This window comes from Streptomyces sp. NPDC048639, assembly GCF_043199075.1.
Classification (GTDB): Bacteria; Actinomycetota; Actinomycetes; order Streptomycetales; family Streptomycetaceae; genus Streptomyces.
Genome location: NZ_JBICVP010000006.1, coordinates 77,263 through 92,151 on the forward strand (window position 1 = coordinate 77,263; position 14,889 = coordinate 92,151).

Genomic DNA, 14,889 nt, shown 5'->3' on the forward strand with positions numbered 1-14,889 from the left:
GGGGGCGCGCGGGGGGCCCCACCCGGGGGCCCCGGGGGGCCCCCCCCCCCCGGGGGGGGGCCCCCCCCCCCCCCCCGCCCCGCCCCCCCGCCCCGGGCAGTTGCCGTGGGGCATGGATCACCGAGCCGATGGGGCAGTACACAGCCACTTCTCCAGGGCGTCTGCCGCCCGCGGGGCGCCCCCGGACCGCGTCATCGAGGCACTCATCCGCCGAACTCTCCGCCGTGTCGCCTCGTCTTCCGCGAGGGAGCACACTGCCTTGAAGAGTTCATCCGCGGTCACCTCCGGTGTGAGGAGCGTCCCCAGTCCCAGTACGGCCGCGCGCCGCGCGAGCACCACATTCTCGGCAACGGACGGAATCATCACCGGTGGCGTCCCGGCGAGCAGCGCACTCATGAGGCTGCCGAGGCCCGTGGCGGTCACGAACGCGGTGGCCTCCTCCAGCGCCGCGAGCTGAGGGATCCACGAATGGATTTCCACGTTGGGCGGCAGTTTCTCCGGAAACGCCATGTCCGTGGAGCGGCCCAGGGTGATGACCACGCGCCAGGGCCGGTCACGGAAAGCCTCGACACATGTCCGGAAGAATTCCGCCTCGCCGTTGTGCAGGGTACCCATCGAGACGATGACCAGCGGCAGGCCGCCATCGGACGGGGGCGACCATTCCGATATCTGCTCCGTCGGGAAGCTGTGTCCCACGAAAACGGCTTCCTCGCCGAAGGTGTCGCCGGCTGTCTGGAACTCACGCGGGATGTAGACGACACTCCTCTCCGGAGTCGGTCCCGCAGGGGTCAGCTCCATGGGGAAGTTCCTGGCCCAGGTGAAGATTTCGGCAAATCCCGGGTGGTCGGCGGGGACTCCGGAGAACCTGAACACCTCATGGATGTGGGAGTAGTGTTCATTGGATGCCATGGAGGGGGTGGACTGCACCGCAGGCCGCCCCCATCGCGCGCCCAGAGCCCGCCCGGCCGCCCCGACCGCTATGTCATACATGACGAGGTCCGGAATGTCATCGACGAAGAGCCGCTCGACCTGCGGCATCACCTCGACGCTCTCCCTCATGAACGAGATCGCCAGGCGCATGTTCCCATCCTGGTCGGGTATCCCTTGGCCAGGCGCAAGGGCTTGCCCCAGCGTGCTCTCGTAGGGCACAGCGGTTGCGCCTGCCGCTCGGATCGCTGTCTCGAAACCCTTCGGCGCGAGAAAACTCACGCGATGCCCCCTGCGAACCAACTCCTCCGTGACCGCCAGGGCGGGCCGCATATGGCCCCAGGCCGGAATGTTGAGCATAAGGATGTGGTTCGACATGTCGAATCCTCCTGCCGGGTGGCGAATTCTTCTGAGCCAGGAAGCGGACGGCGCGTACAGCGGAATGCCCAGGCCTCGCTGTACGAAAGAATCAGCGCGGATGATGCGGTGACCACCGCGCACGCCATTGCTCGAATTCGCCTCCGCGGAACCGCTTCGGCGAAACCGCCTCCACGAAGCCGTCTCCGCGAACGTCTTGAGGAGGCAGGTCGCGTGAACAAATGGCGCGTACGACCGAAAGCCCGGTCACGTGCCACGGATTGTGCTGCGGCGAAGCGGGCTCGCGAGTCCGTCATGTGACTGCACTCTCGTCATGACGTCACTTCGGCCGATGCAGTCGGTCGGCCGGGACGGGTGTGCCGGTCCCGCGCCAGCGCCCCGGGACGGCCGCGGGAATGACCGCGCGCAAGTCGAGGGAAAACCTCAGTGAGTCCGGTGGAGGGCAGGTGAACGCCAGGGGCCGGTGTAGCTTGAGCGGCGCCGCACCTGAGGAGATCTCTTCGCTCACGGAGGCACGGTGACCGCTCTATCGTTGTCCGGCGGAACGCTCCTGGGCCGCACGATGGAGGCTGCCGGTCTGAGGAGCTTCCTCCAGGCCCCGGACGGTGACGGGCGGGTCCTGGTGATCACCGGCGAGCCGGGCGTCGGCAAGAGCGCACTCATCGACAGTGAAGTGGCCCGGATCGACGACATGGGCACTCGGGTCCTTCGGGCAGAGGGCGGCGAGAACGAATCCGAGCTGGCCTTCGCAGGACTGCACCAGATTCTGAGGCCGGTGCTGGCCGACGTGCGGCGGCTCCCCGAACGGCAACGGGACGCGATTCTGGGTGCCTTCGGAATGACCGACGGTCCGGCGATGTCCGATCGGCTGATCCTGCGCATCGCGGTTCTCACCCTGCTGTCGGAACTCGCTGATGATCACCCGGTGCTGATCGTGGTGGATGATGCGCAGTGGATCGACCAGGACTCGTTGGAAGTGCTGTCGTTCGTCGCCAGGAGGCTCCAAGGAGAGAGGATCACCCTCCTCGTCGTCCTCCGCAGCGGTGTTCCGCTCCCTCCTTTCGCCCGGAACCTCCCGGTCCTGCCGTTGGGTCCGCTGGGCCCGGTCGCCGCGGGCCGCTTGCTGGACATCCAGCCCCGCCGGCCCACGGGGCAGCGGCGTATGCGCATCCTCGACGAGGCGGCCGGCAACCCCCTGGCATTGATCGAGTTCGCCGGTGCGGACCTGCCGTACACGCCGGGGGCGCCTTTGCCGCTCACCGACAGGCTGGAGCAGAGCTTCGCGATCAAGTTGCACGCGCTGCACGAACGGACCCGCAGTGCGCTCCTGCTGGCGGCGACCGATGTGGCCGCCGTGGAAGGGGTGCCCCCCGAGGTGTGGTTCCCGGCCGAGCGGGCCGGACTCATACGTGTCCGCGACGGGAACGTTCGCTTCTGTCACCCTCTGATCCGCTCGGCCGTCTACCACGCCGCCGCACCGGCGGAACGCCGCGAGGCGCACCGGTCGTGGGCCGAGGCTCTGCGCGACGTACCCGAGCGGCGTGCCTGGCACCTGGCCGCAGCCGGCTCCGGCCCCGACGAAGCCGTGGCTCGTGAACTGGAAGGCGCGGCCGAAGAGACCCGCCGACGAGGGGCGTTCAGTTCGGCGGCACAGGCCTTCCGGCGTGCCGCGGAACTCAGCCCGGACGACCGGACCCGCGCTCGTCGCTGCACTCTCGCCGCCGCGATGGCAGCTCTCACGGGCCAGGTGAGCTGTGTCGAGGAGCTGACCTCCGAGGTGCAGGCACTCACGGATGACCCGGCACTGCTGGCACACGCCGCGCTGCGCAGGGGGCAGGCCCTCGCCCTGACCCCGCGACGGTCCACTGCGTACCCGCTGCTGCTGCGGACCGCGAAGGAGCTGGTACCGCACAGCCCGCAGCAGGCGCTGGAAGCTCTCGCCACTGCAGCGCTGGTCTGCTACTACTGCGGCGGCACCGCCCAACGGGACGAGTTGCGGCGGGTGTTCTCCTCCGTGATCGAGAAGCACGGGCATCACCGCGCCGGGCTGTGCGCGCTGTGGATCCGCACCGCGGCTGATCCGTCGGAGGACCGGGCGGCGCTGCTCGGCGACCTCCATGCGCTGCTGGCCGACGAGGCGCACGAGCCCGGGTTCCTGGCGGCAACGGCCACGCTGGCATGGCTGCTCGACGAGACCGGCCTGGCGGTCGGCCTGTTCGACGAGGCGAGCAGTCCGGTACTCGCGCCGGCGGCGCTACCCGACGGCCTTCGCTGCGTGGAGGGGTGGACGTACCTGGAATACGGCCAGTGGGCGAAGGCAAGGGCTGTCGCCGCTGCCTCCAGGCGCGCAGCCGCCGAGAGTGATCCGCCCTACGAGGCCGCCGCTCCGCACGCCCTCGACGCGGCGATTCTGGCGCTGCGGGGCAACTCCACGGCATCGCGTGCGTCGGCCATGAAAGCGCTGGATTCCGTGGCGTCGGACGAGAACGGGTTCGTGATCGTGCGGGCGCGTTGGGCGATGGGCATGGCAGCTGCGGCCGATGGCGACCACGAGGCCGCGTTCGCACACTTCCGCATGATGTTCACGGCCGACGGCGGCGAGATCCATTACCACGTCTCCCACTACGGTCTGGCCGACCTGGCTGCGGCGGCGGTGCGCGTCGGCCGGCAGGACAGCGCATCCGTTCTCGTGGAGCGGACCGCCGGCCGCCTCCAGAATTCCTCACCGCGGCAGCGGGCACTGCTCCTCCGGGCCAGGGCGCTGCTGGCGGACGCCGGGGAAGCCGAGAGGCACTTCCGCGCCGCGCTGGCCGTACCGTCCGCCCAGGACCGGCCGTTCGCCCACGCGCAGGCACAACTCGAATACGGGGAGTGGCTGCGCCGACAGCTCCGCTCCAGCTCGGCCCGGCCCTTGTTGACCGCGGCCCTGGAAACCTTCCGCCGGCTCGGTGCCGAGCCGTGGACGACGCGCACGCTGGGCGAGCTGCGCGCCGCCGGGGTCCGCGAGGCCGTTGACGCCTCGGACGGGCTCACGGGGCTGACGCCGCAGCAGGAGCAGATCGTGCACCTGGCCGCTTCCGGGTTGACCAATCGTCAGATCGGTGAGCGGCTGCATCTTTCGCCGCGGACCGTCGGCTCGCATCTGTACCGGTCCTTCCCCAAGCTCGGTGTCACCGCCCGCTCCCAACTCCGTGACGTGATCGAGGAAAAGAGCCGCACCGGCACGATGCGCCCGCCTCGGCGAGAAGCCACCGCGCACCACGGGGTGGCCACCGCGTAAGGGCTGCCGGTACGCCCTGTGGGCCTGCGCATGCGCCTGATGCCCGACCGGTGAGTGCTGTCCCCGGAAAGGCCGTCTCGACAGGGCTTCATGGCGTCGATGCCTGACGATCCGCGGCCGGCGCTCGGCCCAGCAGCCCGATCCGGCCCGGCGGAGGCGGCTACCATGGCCGGGCCCCCCACGCGTCGTCGCACAGACGTCATGCCCTTCCGGCCATCCGCACAGGCCGGGGCCTTCCCATCGAGTCGTGGCGGGATCGCATAGGGCTCGACACCTGGGTGTGATGTCGCCTTGATGACGTAGAGTTCGCCGCGCCGGGGCCCTTAATCATCTGATTAAGGAACCCCGCATCCGAGGGTCACAGGAACTGTGGGGGTTCTGTCATGCGCAGTGGCGCGAAGGCCGCCGTCATCGGCGGTGTATTCGCCGCAATGGTGGGGGCCGCGGGATTCGGGGCGTACGCCCTGACGGGGAGCGACGACGATTCCTCGGGCGGTCCGCTGGACCTCAGCGCCGTGGGTGACAAGCCCGCCATCAAGACGGGTCCCCCGAGCGCGGCCGAGGTGCGCACCACGGCACGGGAGTTCCTCGACGCATGGCAGAGCGGCAACGCCTCCGGGGCGGCCGCGCTCACCGACGGCCGGGGTGACGCGAAGACCGCGCTGACCGGCTACCGCAAGGACGCGCACATCGTGCAGGTCGAGCTCGAACCGCGCGCGGCCACGGGCCGGAGCGTGCCGTTCGACGTCAGCGCGGTGATCTCGTACGGCGGCCGGAAGGCCACGTGGACCTATGACTCCGAGCTCACCGTGACCCGCCAGAAGACCACCGGCCGGGCGGTCGTGGACTGGAAGCCCTCCGTCGTCCACCCCCAACTGCGCACGGGCGACACCCTCAGGACCGGCGAGGCCGACGCCCCGCCCATCAAGGCGGTCGACCGCGAGGGCGCCGAACTCAAGGAGAAGGAGCACCCGGGGCTGCACAGCGTGCTCGGCGCTCTGCGCGAGCGCTACGGCGACAAGGCCGGCGGGAAGCCGGGCGTCGAGCTGTGGATCGCGCGCGCGAAGGGGAAGGGGCAGTCGGGCGCGGAGGCCGGCGGGAAGCGCCCCGACGAGACGCTGAAGGTGCTCTCCAAGGGCACGCCCGGCACGCTGCGTACGACCCTCGACTCCGGCCTGCAGACAGCGGCCGAGCAGGCCGTGAGCAAGCACGGCAAGGCGGCGATGGTCGCCCTCAAGGCGAGCACGGGCGAGATCCTGGCCGTGGCCAACTCGCCCGCGTCGGGCTTCAACACCGCCTTCCAGGGCTCGTACGCGCCGGGCTCGACCATGAAGGTCATCACCTCGTCGCTGCTCCTGGAGAAGGGCCTCGCGGGCTACGACAAGCCGCACCCGTGCCCCAAGTACTCGACGTACGGCGGCTGGAAGTTCCAGAACGACGACAAGTTCGAGATCAGGAACGGGACGTTCGCGCAGAGCTTCGCCCGCTCCTGCAACACCGCCTTCATCACCCAGGCCAAGAAGCTCGACGACGGCGACCTCCCGCGGCAGGCCCGCGAGGTCTTCGGCATCGGCCTCAACTGGCAGACGGGCGTGCCGACGTTCGACGGCTCGGTGCCGGTGCAGAGCCAGGCGCAGATGGCGGCCTCCCTCATCGGGCAGGGCGGCGTCCGGATGAACCCGCTGAACATGGCGTCGGTCGCCGCCACCGTGCGCACCGGCAACTTCCACCAGCCCTTCATCGTGGCGCCCTCGGTCGACGACCGGCAGGTGGCCAAGGCCGCCCGCTCCCTCTCGCCCGCCGCGGCGGACCAGCTGCGCAGCCTGATGCGGCTCACCGCGACGGCCGGCACGGCGGCGGAGGCCATGTCCGGCATGGGCGGGGACATCGGCGCGAAGACGGGCTCGGCCGAGGTCGACGGCCAGAAGGAGGCGAACGGCTGGTTCACGGCGTACCGCGGGGACCTGGCCGCCTCGGCGGTCGTGCCCGGCGGCGGTCACGGCGGTTCGTCGGCGGGACCGCTCGTGGCGCAGCTTCTGCGACAGGGCGGCTGAGCCAGCGCGGAGCCACGGAGTCGCTGTACGGAGGGTGCCGGGAGATCTTCCGGCGCCCTTCGTCGTCCTCCCCGTCCATCCGTCTGCCGACCGTCCGCGGGGGCTCTCACTCCTGTCCGTGCGGGCGGAATCACACTCGCGTGGCCGCTGCACGTACCGCTAGCGTCGGCCCCATGGCAACACCCCCTGAACCTCCGCACGGCGCGGCCCACCCGCAATTCGCGGCGGCGCTGCGCGAGCTGAGCCTCGACGTCGAGGTGCGGCGTTTCCCCGACGCGGCGCGTACGGCCGTGGACGCGGCGGCGGCCATCGGCTGCGAGCTGAGCCAGATCGTCAAGTCGCTGATCTTCGAGGCCGACGGGCAGCCCGTGCTGGTCCTGATGGACGGCGCGTCCCGGGTGGACACCGAGCGCGTACGGGCCGTGCTCGGCGCCTCCGAGGTCCGCCGCGCGAACGCCTCTCTCGTACGGGAGACGACGGGCTACGCGATCGGCGGCGTACCGCCCTTCGGGCACCGCACGCGTACGCGCGTGCTCGTGGACCGCGGGCTGCTCGCGCACGAGGTGGTCTGGGCAGCCGCGGGCACCCCGCACACCGTCTTCGCGATCGGCCCAGAGGCGCTGGTGCGCCACGCGGGAGGAACCCTGGCGGACGTCCGCGAGCGCGCCGCGTGACGCCGGTCGTCGCGGCGGCCGTGCTGCTGGCCGCGATCACCCACGCGACCTGGAACGCGCTGGCCCACCACATCAAGGACCAGCTGGTCGCCTTCACGCTGATCGGCACGGCGGCGGGGGTGTGCGGTCTTGCGGTGGCCGTGTTCGTGCCGCTCCCGCAGGCCGCGGCCTGGCCGTGGCTGGCGGCCTCCGTCGTGCTGCACGTGGCCTACCAGGCGCTGCTCATGCGGTCGTTCAGCCTGGGCGATTTCGGCCAGATGTACCCGATCGCGCGGGGCACGGCACCCCTGGTCGTGACGGTCCTGGCCGCCGCGTTCATCGACGAGGTGCCGGACGGATGGGCGTCGGCGGGGGTGGCCGTCGCCTCGGCGGGGCTGGTCGGCGTCGCCCTGTGGGGCATCCGCGGGCGGGGCACGCGGCCGCAGTGGCCGGCGCTGACGGCAGCCCTCGCCACGGGGCTGGCCATCGCCTCGTACACGGTGGTCGACGGCATCGGCGTCCGCTCCTCCGGCACGGCCCTCGGCTACACGGCGTGGCTCGTGGCGCTCCAGGGCCTGGTCATCCCGGCGTACGCGCTGGCCACGCGCGGTGCCCAACTCCTTGCACAGCTCCGCCCGGTAGCCGCGCACGGCCTGCTCGGCGGCGTCCTGTCCCTGGTCGCGTACAGCCTCGTCCTGTGGGCCCAGACCCGTGCCGCGCTGGCGCCGATAGCCGCGCTGCGCGAGTCCTCCATCATCGTGGGCGCGGCGATCGGGGCGATCTTCTTCAAGGAGCGCTTCGGCGGACCGCGCATCGCCGCGGCGGGGCTGATGGTCCTGGGCATCGGCCTGATGCTGCACACGAGTTGAGCCCGCCCGCGGCGGTGTAACGGGCGGGGCGTCCATCCCGCGAGGTTCGTACCGGTGCCTGCGGAGCGCCGCCGTGCCCGCCCGGGCGGGGCCGGTGTGCGACCAGCGGTGTTCCGGGCCGCGTCCGCGGCGACCGCCCCTGAAGGACGGTGGCCGCGTGCCCGGTGCGCTCCTCCAGGCACCCGGCCGCACCGGCCCCGTCCCGGACCTGTCCGGGGCGTCGCGCGTGCGAGCCGTCGCTCGTGGGGTGGACCGCGGGGGGGGCCGGGTCCGGCGGGCGTCAACTCCGTGGCTAGGCCGTCCGGGGCATGAACGGCTCAACACCATGTCCGGCCCGGCACAGGTCCCGTTGGGCAACTCGTGTCCGCCCGAACGACCAGGAGGAATGATGCGAGGACGTAAGGTCACAACGGCCACTTCAGTGGTGGCCATGGCCTTGGGCGGGCTGGCGAGCCTGGGTTCGACGGTGGCTCTCGCCGACAGTCCCGGTGCCAACGCCCGGGGCGGCTCGGCCACTCTGGGCTCCGTGATCCAGCAGGACACGGCGCAGGAGAGCCGGCAGAACAACAGCTGCGCGCACCCGAACTCCTTCGAGCAACTCGTCAGTGCGTCGGGCGGCAGGCTGGCCGGAAACTGCACGACCGGCGACGGCTCCTTCAACTACGGCGCGATCGTCAAGAACGGCAGCGCCGACGCCAACGGCGGGAGCTCCGAGCTCGGCACGGGTCAGCAGAACACCGCCCAGCGGGGCCGCCAGAACAACAACTGCGGCAACGCCAACCTCACGTTCATCGAGCTGACCGGCGGTAGTGCCACCGGGCGGTGCGCCGACAGGGACGACTCGTTCAACCGGTTCACGCGGTACGAGGGCGGCGGCGTCGAGACCAACGGCGGCTCCTCGGTTGCCAGTACGACCCAGCAGAACACGGCGCAGGAAGGCCGGCAGAACACCAACTGTGCCGACCCCAACGCGACGGCGCTCTTCGTGTCCGGTGGCCGGCTGGAGGGCTTCTGCGGCAACAAGGACGGCTCGTTCAACGACAAGGCCGTCGTCAAGGGCGGCGGCGCGCAGGTCGACGGCGGCAGCGCGGCCGCTACCGTTGGCCAGCAGAACGTGGGGCAGGAAGGCCGGCAGAACACCAACTGCGCCAACCCCAACGAGAGCCTCCTCGATGTCACCGGCGGCCGTCTGGAGGGCCGTTGCAAGCACATCGACGGCTCGTTCAATCGCAAGACCTTCGTGAAGGGCAAGGGCGCCGAGGCCGACGGTGGTTCGTCGCTGGAGTCCGTCAGCGAGCAGAACGTGGCGCAGGAAGGCCGGCAGAACAGCAACTGCGCCAACACCAACGGCACGGAGGTCACCCTGACCGGTGGCCGCGGCAAGGCCGAGTGCACGGCTCTGGACCGCTCCGGCAGCCTGGGCACCGCGGAGTTCAGCGGCGGCGCGGAGGCGGACGGCAGCTCCTCCGCGCTCGACGTCTACCAGCAGAACGTGGCGCAGGAGGGTCGGCAGAACCTCAACTGCGCGAACGCGAACGACACTTCGCTGACGCTCTCCGGCGCCAGCAACACGACGCAGTGCGTGGCGGTCGACGACTCGAAGAAGCTCGGCCGGTTCCACAAGTGAGTCGACGGGGTCACCTCTCGGATGGCCCCGTCCTCTCGTCTCCGCCCGGACTGTCCGGGCGGAGACGGTTCAAAGACCTTCAATACCGTTACTTTCCCGGTAATTCGGGAGTTATGGATCGCGGTGGCCGCGCCGGAGGCGGACGCGGGGCCGGGTTCGAAGCGATGACAGGAGACACCACGATGGGGCAGGGACGGCACGCGTCACCGAAGGCGACCATGCTGCAGATCCGCCGGGTGGCCGCGGCTGTGCTCACCACTGGGGCCCTGGTCTCGGTCGGCAGCGGCCAGGCATTCGCCGATGTTCTGGACGGCAGCCCGTTCAGCGGCCAGGAGAACCTGGATCAGGTGGGTGAGCAGAACCTCAACTGCGGCAACTCGGCCCGGCTGGTGCGCATCAACATCGCCGAGACCAAGAACCGTGTGAAGAACTGCGTCGACACCGACGGCCGCACCCGGCACCACACCGGCCGCTTCGGCGGCGGCGCCAAGGCCGTCGGCGGCACCACCGTCGGTCCCCAGGTCAACACGGCCCAGTCCGGCAAGCAGAACCTCAACTGCGGCAACTCCGCGGACCTGCTCACCATCAACTTCCTGGGCACCATCAACCAGGAGACCACGTGCCTGGCCGTCGACCCGGGCAAGAAGCGCGGGATCAGGAACGGCGGTCAAGGTGACCACGCCGCCGGCGCGAAGGCACTGGGCGGTACCTCGCTCGGGCAGCAGGTCAACACCGCGCAGAGCGGCAAGCAGAACCTCCGCTGCGGCAACGCCTCGGACACGGCGACGATCAACATCCTGGGCACCATCCGCAAGCACACCACGTGCATCGCGGCCGACAAGTCCCAGAAGAAGGGCTCCGCGAACACCTACCGCGGCGCGGCCTCGGCCGACGCCGGACAGGTCGTCGGACCCGAGACCAACACCGGTCAGAACGGCCGGCAGAACCAGACCTGCGGCCACCCGGGCACCGGCATCGACCTCCCCCTCGGCCAGATCAAGCGCAAGACCCAGTGCGCCACCCAGGACCGCTCCTTCACCCAGGGCCGCTGAACCCGCGCACCAACCGCCACACCACGACGCCCGCGGCGCCGGTGACCACAGTCACCGGCGCCGCGGCATGCCCGGCGCGGAGTTCCGGCCACTCGCGAGGCGGAACCGGCGCCGCGACCCTACGGTGGTCACAGAAGCGCCCTTACGCGCGGGCGAACGCCTCGGAGGAGGCCGTGATGGAAGATCACTTCGTCTGGATGACCACGCGCCGCATCAAGCCGGGGATGCTGGAGGACTTCGAGCGGTCCTGGCGTCCCGCCCCGTATCCCGAGGGATTGCGGCACGCGTACGCTTACTGGTCCGAGGACGGTCTGGAGATCATCGGGGTGTCGTTCTGGGACTCCCGGGAGTCGTGCGACGCATGGCGCTCCTCCGAAGGGGAGGCGCAGCGGCGCGAGGCGATGGCTCCGTACGTGGTGGAGGAGCGGGAGGCGTTCTACCGCGGCCGCGAACTCGCCGTCCCCGTACGCTGATCCGCCGTTCCCTTCCGCTGATCCGCCGTTCCCGATCCGCGATCCCGGATCCGGCCGTGCTCTACGCGCCCGGCTTCCGGTTCCGGCGGCGCGGTAGGTGGAAGGCGCCCAGGGCGAGCAGTACGCCCAGGAACAGCAGCCCGCCCGCCGTCAGCAGCGTGGTGGTCAGCGCCGTGGAGAAGGCGGCGTCGGCCGCGTCGTGGACGTGACGGCGCTCGACGGGCGGGAGGCGGGCCAGCGCGGCCTTGCCCTTCTCCGCCTCGGTGAGGACGATGTCGAGCTTGTCCTGCTCGTCGGCGGTGAACTGCTCCCCCGGGTCGGCCAGCCGGGCGTTCCGCTCGTTCCACTCCACGTCCGTGAACAGGGCGCTCATCAGGGCGAGTCCCATGGTCGCGCCGATCTGGCGCGCCTCGACCTGGAGGCTCGCGGCCACGCCGCGCGCCGAGGCCGGCAGCGCGCCCAGGCTCAGCGTTCCGGCCGACGGATAGACCAGGGGAACGGCGAGGCCGAGCAGGAGGAGGGCGGGCACCAGCAGGGCTCCGTGCCGGTGCGCCACTCCCACGGCGAGCCACAGCAGCGCAGCGGTCAGCAGCGCCATGCCGCCGAGGATGAGGTGGTGGCCCGCGCCGCGGTCGGTCAGCCGCCCCACGACCGGGCCGAGCAGGACGGACCCCACGCTCGTGGGGAGCATGAGCAGGCCGGTCTCGACGGTGCCGAGGTCGAGGACCTGCTGGAGGTACAGGGTCACGTAGACGGTGACCACGAGGACGGCGCACTGGGCGAAGGCGAGGGCGGTCAGCGGTACGGAGACCCCGGGGCGTCCCAGCGGCCGCAGATCGAGGAGCGGGTCGGCGGCCCTCCGCTCCACGCGGGCGAAGACGAGGAGCAGCAGCAGGCCCGCGCCCAGCGGCACAAGGGTGTGGGGATCGGCGAAGCCCCAGTCCGAGGAGCGCTCGAAGGCGAAGACGAGCAGGGTCAGGCCGGAGGCGATCAACAGGCACCCGCGGACGTCCATCGAGGCTCCGGAGGCCCGTGGGGACTCGGCGATGTGGCGGCGGGCCGCCAGGAAGACGTAGGCCGTGGCGGGAACGCAGGCCACGAACAGCCAGCGCCAGCTGACGAAGTGCACCAGCACCGCAACGGCGAGCGGCACGGCGATCGATACGCCCGTGGTGACGGCGGTCAGCACACCGATCGCCCAGCCCTGCCGGTGCTCGGGCAGCGCGCCGGTGAGGTTGGCCAGGGCCAGGGGGACGGCGAAGGCGATGCCCACGCCCTGGACGCCGCGCGCCGCCACCAGCATTACTGCGTTCGGTGCGGCCGCGCACAGCACCGAACCGGCACCGAAGCAGACCATGCCCGCCAGGAAGACGCGGCGGCGCCCGAGCACGTCGCCGATCCTGCCGCTGACCACGGCCAGCGCGCACAGCGGGAGCAGAGCGGCGACGATCACCCAGTGCAGGGCCGAGCTGCTGATGCCCAGCTCCCGCTGGATGACGGGGAGGGCGACGCTGATGCTCGTCAGGCTGGAGAAGAGCAGGGCGCTGGCCGTGATGGTGGCCGCCATCACCATGCGCTGCCGCGAGGTCAGTGCCCCGAGGTCGCCCACGCCTGCACACCCCCTCGGCGTCCGATCGGGGCCCGCGTCCCCTGCCGGTCACGGTCCGCTTCGCACCTCAATGTCCCGCGCCGCGGCGCCAGTGACACCCGGCCGCCGCCGCGCGGGTGACGTACGGGTGTGGCGCGAGGGGCGGAGGCGGGCCCGGAGCCGGTGAGGAGGGGCTGTCAGTGGCCGGGTCCAGACTGCGGATGCGGTGGTACGCCGGGTGGTGGGCGCCCAGGCGCGGGGACTCGCGGGCGCGGGGACTCGCGGGCGCGGGCTCGCGGAGACACGCGGGCGCGGGCTCGCGGAGACACGGGAGGAAGCATGGCGACGACGCTCCAGGTGACGATCGACTGCGCCGAACCGGCACGGCTGGTGCGCTTCTGGGCCGAGGCCCTGGGGTACGAGGCCGAGCCTCCGCCCGGCGGGTTCGGGAGCTGGCGGGCGTACTGGCTCGACATGGGCGTTCCGGAGGAGGAGTTGGGGGACGAGGGCGACGACGGTCCGGACTCCGTCGTCGACCCGGACGGGGTGGGACCGCGCCTGTGGTTCCAGCCGGTGGCGGAGGGCAAGGTCGTCAAGAACCGTGTCCATCTGGATCTGAAGGTGAGCGGCGGCCGCACGGTCCCCGTGGAGATCCGGCGGCAGCGGGTCGACGCCGAGGTGGACCGCCTGGTGGCGGCGGGCGCCGCTCGGCAGAAGATCCTCGGGTGTCCGGGCGTGGACCACTACGCGGTGGTGATGCGGGACCCGGAGGGGAACGAGTTCTGCGTCGCGTAGCCGCCCGCGTCGCCGTGCGCTTCAGTCGCCCCGCAGAGCGGTGCGCAGGCCGAGGTTGCTGATGAGCAGGCCGCCGTCGACCGGGAGCGTCGTGCCGGTGATCCAGGCGGCGTCGCGCGAGGCGAGGAAGGCGACCGCGGCCGCGATGTCGTCCGGGCGGCCCACGCGCCCGAGGGGGTAGTGGGCGGCTGCGCGCTCCAGCGCCTCCGGCCGGTCGTCCCAGCCGGGCGTACGGACGGTACCGGGGACGACGAGGTTGACGCGTACGCCGCGTGGTGCGGCGTGGACGGCGAGCGTACGGGTGAGGGAGCCGAGTCCCGCCTTGGCGGCGCTGTAGGCGTGATTGCCGAAGTCCTGTTCGCCGTTGACCGAGCCGATGCTCACGATCGCGCCCCGGCCGTCCGGCGCCGCGGCCAGGTGGGGCAGCGCCGCGCGGGCACAGCGGAAGGCGCCGCCGAGGCTGATGTCGATGTCCCGGTACCAGGTCTCGTCGGGCTCGTCCTCGAAGGCGGATGCGTCGGGTGTGCAGGAGAAGGCGTTGTTCACCAGGACGTCGAGCGAGCCGAAGCACGCCACGGCGCGGGCGACGGCGGCCTCGACCGCGCTCCGGTCGGCGACGTCGCAGGCGAGTGCCTCCGCTCTGCCTCCGGCCTCTCGGATGCCGGCCGCCGATCGTTCGGCCCGCCCGCCGTCGAGGTCGGTGACGAGGACTCCGGCGCCTTCGGAGGCCAGCCGGTGGGCGGTCGCTTCGCCGATGCCCCGGCCGGCGCCGGTGACAAGCGCGCCGTACCCCTCGAATCGCCGCATCCGGCACGCCCCTTTCCGCTCGCCGTGGCGCACCCCGGCAGCCGAGCCGCGCATCCGTTTCCCCCCCCCCCCCCCCCCCCCCCCCCCCGGCGGGGGCGGGGGGGGGGGGGGGGGGGGGGGGGGGGGGGGGGGGGGCGGGGGCGGGGGCGGGGGGGGCGGGGGGGCCCCCCGCCGCCCCCCCGCCCCCCCCCGCCCCCCCCCCCCCGCCCGCGCCCCCCCCCCCCCCCCCCCCCCCCCCCCGCCCCCCCCGGCCCCCCCCCCCCCCCCCCCCCCCCCCCCGGTGCCGCGCGGGACGCGGCCGGGCCGGGAGGGCAGCAGCGTACGGGCCGTGCCGCCGGAGGCGAAGACCCCGCGTGCACCGCCCCGCATGTCCTGCGCGCACCGGC

General features: G+C 72.0%; 11 protein-coding genes. 8 read left to right on the forward strand and 3 right to left on the reverse strand.

The window, feature by feature from the left end:
• Window positions 1–117 precede the first annotated feature (117 nt).
• On the reverse strand, window positions 118–1,305 hold the full coding sequence (locus ACGFNH_RS17665; RefSeq protein ID WP_393654632.1) for a macrolide family glycosyltransferase: 1,188 nt from the start codon (window positions 1,303–1,305) through the stop codon (window positions 118–120).
• 517 nt (window positions 1,306–1,822) lie between these two features.
• Between ACGFNH_RS17665 and ACGFNH_RS17670 the strand changes: the two genes are divergently transcribed.
• From ACGFNH_RS17670 to ACGFNH_RS17700, 7 genes are all read left to right on the forward strand, one after another.
• Complete coding sequence (locus ACGFNH_RS17670) at window positions 1,823–4,585, forward strand: ATP-binding protein (protein WP_393654634.1); 2,763 nt, start codon at window positions 1,823–1,825, stop codon at window positions 4,583–4,585.
• Window positions 4,586–4,968: 383 nt separating this feature from the next.
• Window positions 4,969–6,639: a penicillin-binding transpeptidase domain-containing protein gene (locus ACGFNH_RS17675; protein WP_393654636.1), complete on the forward strand. Its 1,671-nt coding sequence runs from the start codon at window positions 4,969–4,971 to the stop codon at window positions 6,637–6,639.
• Between the two features lie 173 nt (window positions 6,640–6,812).
• Window positions 6,813–7,313, forward strand: a complete 501-nt coding sequence (locus ACGFNH_RS17680; protein ID WP_393654638.1) for a YbaK/EbsC family protein — start codon at window positions 6,813–6,815, stop codon at window positions 7,311–7,313.
• A complete protein-coding gene (locus tag ACGFNH_RS17685) occupies window positions 7,310–8,161 on the forward strand; it encodes an EamA family transporter (RefSeq protein ID WP_393654640.1) in 852 nt (283 codons plus the stop codon). Before ACGFNH_RS17680 ends, ACGFNH_RS17685 begins: the two co-directional genes overlap by 4 nt.
• Window positions 8,162–8,591: 430 nt before the next feature.
• Entirely contained in the window at window positions 8,592–9,788 is a 1,197-nt protein-coding gene (locus ACGFNH_RS17690; protein ID WP_393654642.1) for a hypothetical protein, read from the forward strand.
• Between the two features lie 164 nt (window positions 9,789–9,952).
• The gene (locus ACGFNH_RS17695; RefSeq protein WP_393654643.1) at window positions 9,953–10,840 is read left to right on the forward strand and encodes a hypothetical protein; all 888 of its coding nucleotides are present in this window, start codon (window positions 9,953–9,955) and stop codon (window positions 10,838–10,840) included.
• A gap of 176 nt (window positions 10,841–11,016) precedes the next feature.
• A complete protein-coding gene (locus ACGFNH_RS17700; protein ID WP_393654645.1) occupies window positions 11,017–11,313 on the forward strand; it encodes a hypothetical protein in 297 nt (98 codons plus the stop codon).
• 61 nt (window positions 11,314–11,374) lie between these two features.
• On the opposite strand, the gene ACGFNH_RS17705 is transcribed toward ACGFNH_RS17700, so the two are convergent.
• Window positions 11,375–12,922 (reverse strand): MFS transporter, encoded by a 1,548-nt coding sequence (locus tag ACGFNH_RS17705; protein ID WP_393654647.1) that lies wholly within the window; start codon window positions 12,920–12,922, stop codon window positions 11,375–11,377.
• A gap of 318 nt (window positions 12,923–13,240) precedes the next feature.
• On the opposite strand from ACGFNH_RS17705, the gene ACGFNH_RS17710 reads away from it, so the two are divergent.
• Window positions 13,241–13,696 (forward strand): VOC family protein, encoded by a 456-nt coding sequence (locus tag ACGFNH_RS17710; protein ID WP_393654649.1) that lies wholly within the window; start codon window positions 13,241–13,243, stop codon window positions 13,694–13,696.
• 21 nt (window positions 13,697–13,717) lie between these two features.
• Here ACGFNH_RS17710 and ACGFNH_RS17715 read toward each other — a convergent pair whose 3' ends face one another.
• Window positions 13,718–14,503: an SDR family NAD(P)-dependent oxidoreductase gene (locus ACGFNH_RS17715; protein ID WP_393654651.1), complete on the reverse strand. Its 786-nt coding sequence runs from the start codon at window positions 14,501–14,503 to the stop codon at window positions 13,718–13,720.
• Window positions 14,504–14,889 lie beyond the last annotated feature (386 nt).

Coding starts and splice junctions, on each gene's coding strand:
- ACGFNH_RS17700 (WP_393654645.1), top strand. CDS start 11,017: ATGGAAGATCACTTCGTCTGGATGACCACGCGCCGCATCAAGCCGGGG.
- ACGFNH_RS17695 (WP_393654643.1), top strand. CDS start 9,953: ATGACAGGAGACACCACGATGGGGCAGGGACGGCACGCGTCACCGAAG.
- ACGFNH_RS17680 (WP_393654638.1), top strand. CDS start 6,813: ATGGCAACACCCCCTGAACCTCCGCACGGCGCGGCCCACCCGCAATTC.
- ACGFNH_RS17675 (WP_393654636.1), top strand. CDS start 4,969: ATGCGCAGTGGCGCGAAGGCCGCCGTCATCGGCGGTGTATTCGCCGCA.
- ACGFNH_RS17665 (WP_393654632.1), bottom strand. CDS start 1,305: ATGTCGAACCACATCCTTATGCTCAACATTCCGGCCTGGGGCCATATG.
- ACGFNH_RS17710 (WP_393654649.1), top strand. CDS start 13,241: ATGGCGACGACGCTCCAGGTGACGATCGACTGCGCCGAACCGGCACGG.
- ACGFNH_RS17715 (WP_393654651.1), bottom strand. CDS start 14,503: ATGCGGCGATTCGAGGGGTACGGCGCGCTTGTCACCGGCGCCGGCCGG.
- ACGFNH_RS17690 (WP_393654642.1), top strand. CDS start 8,592: ATGGCCTTGGGCGGGCTGGCGAGCCTGGGTTCGACGGTGGCTCTCGCC.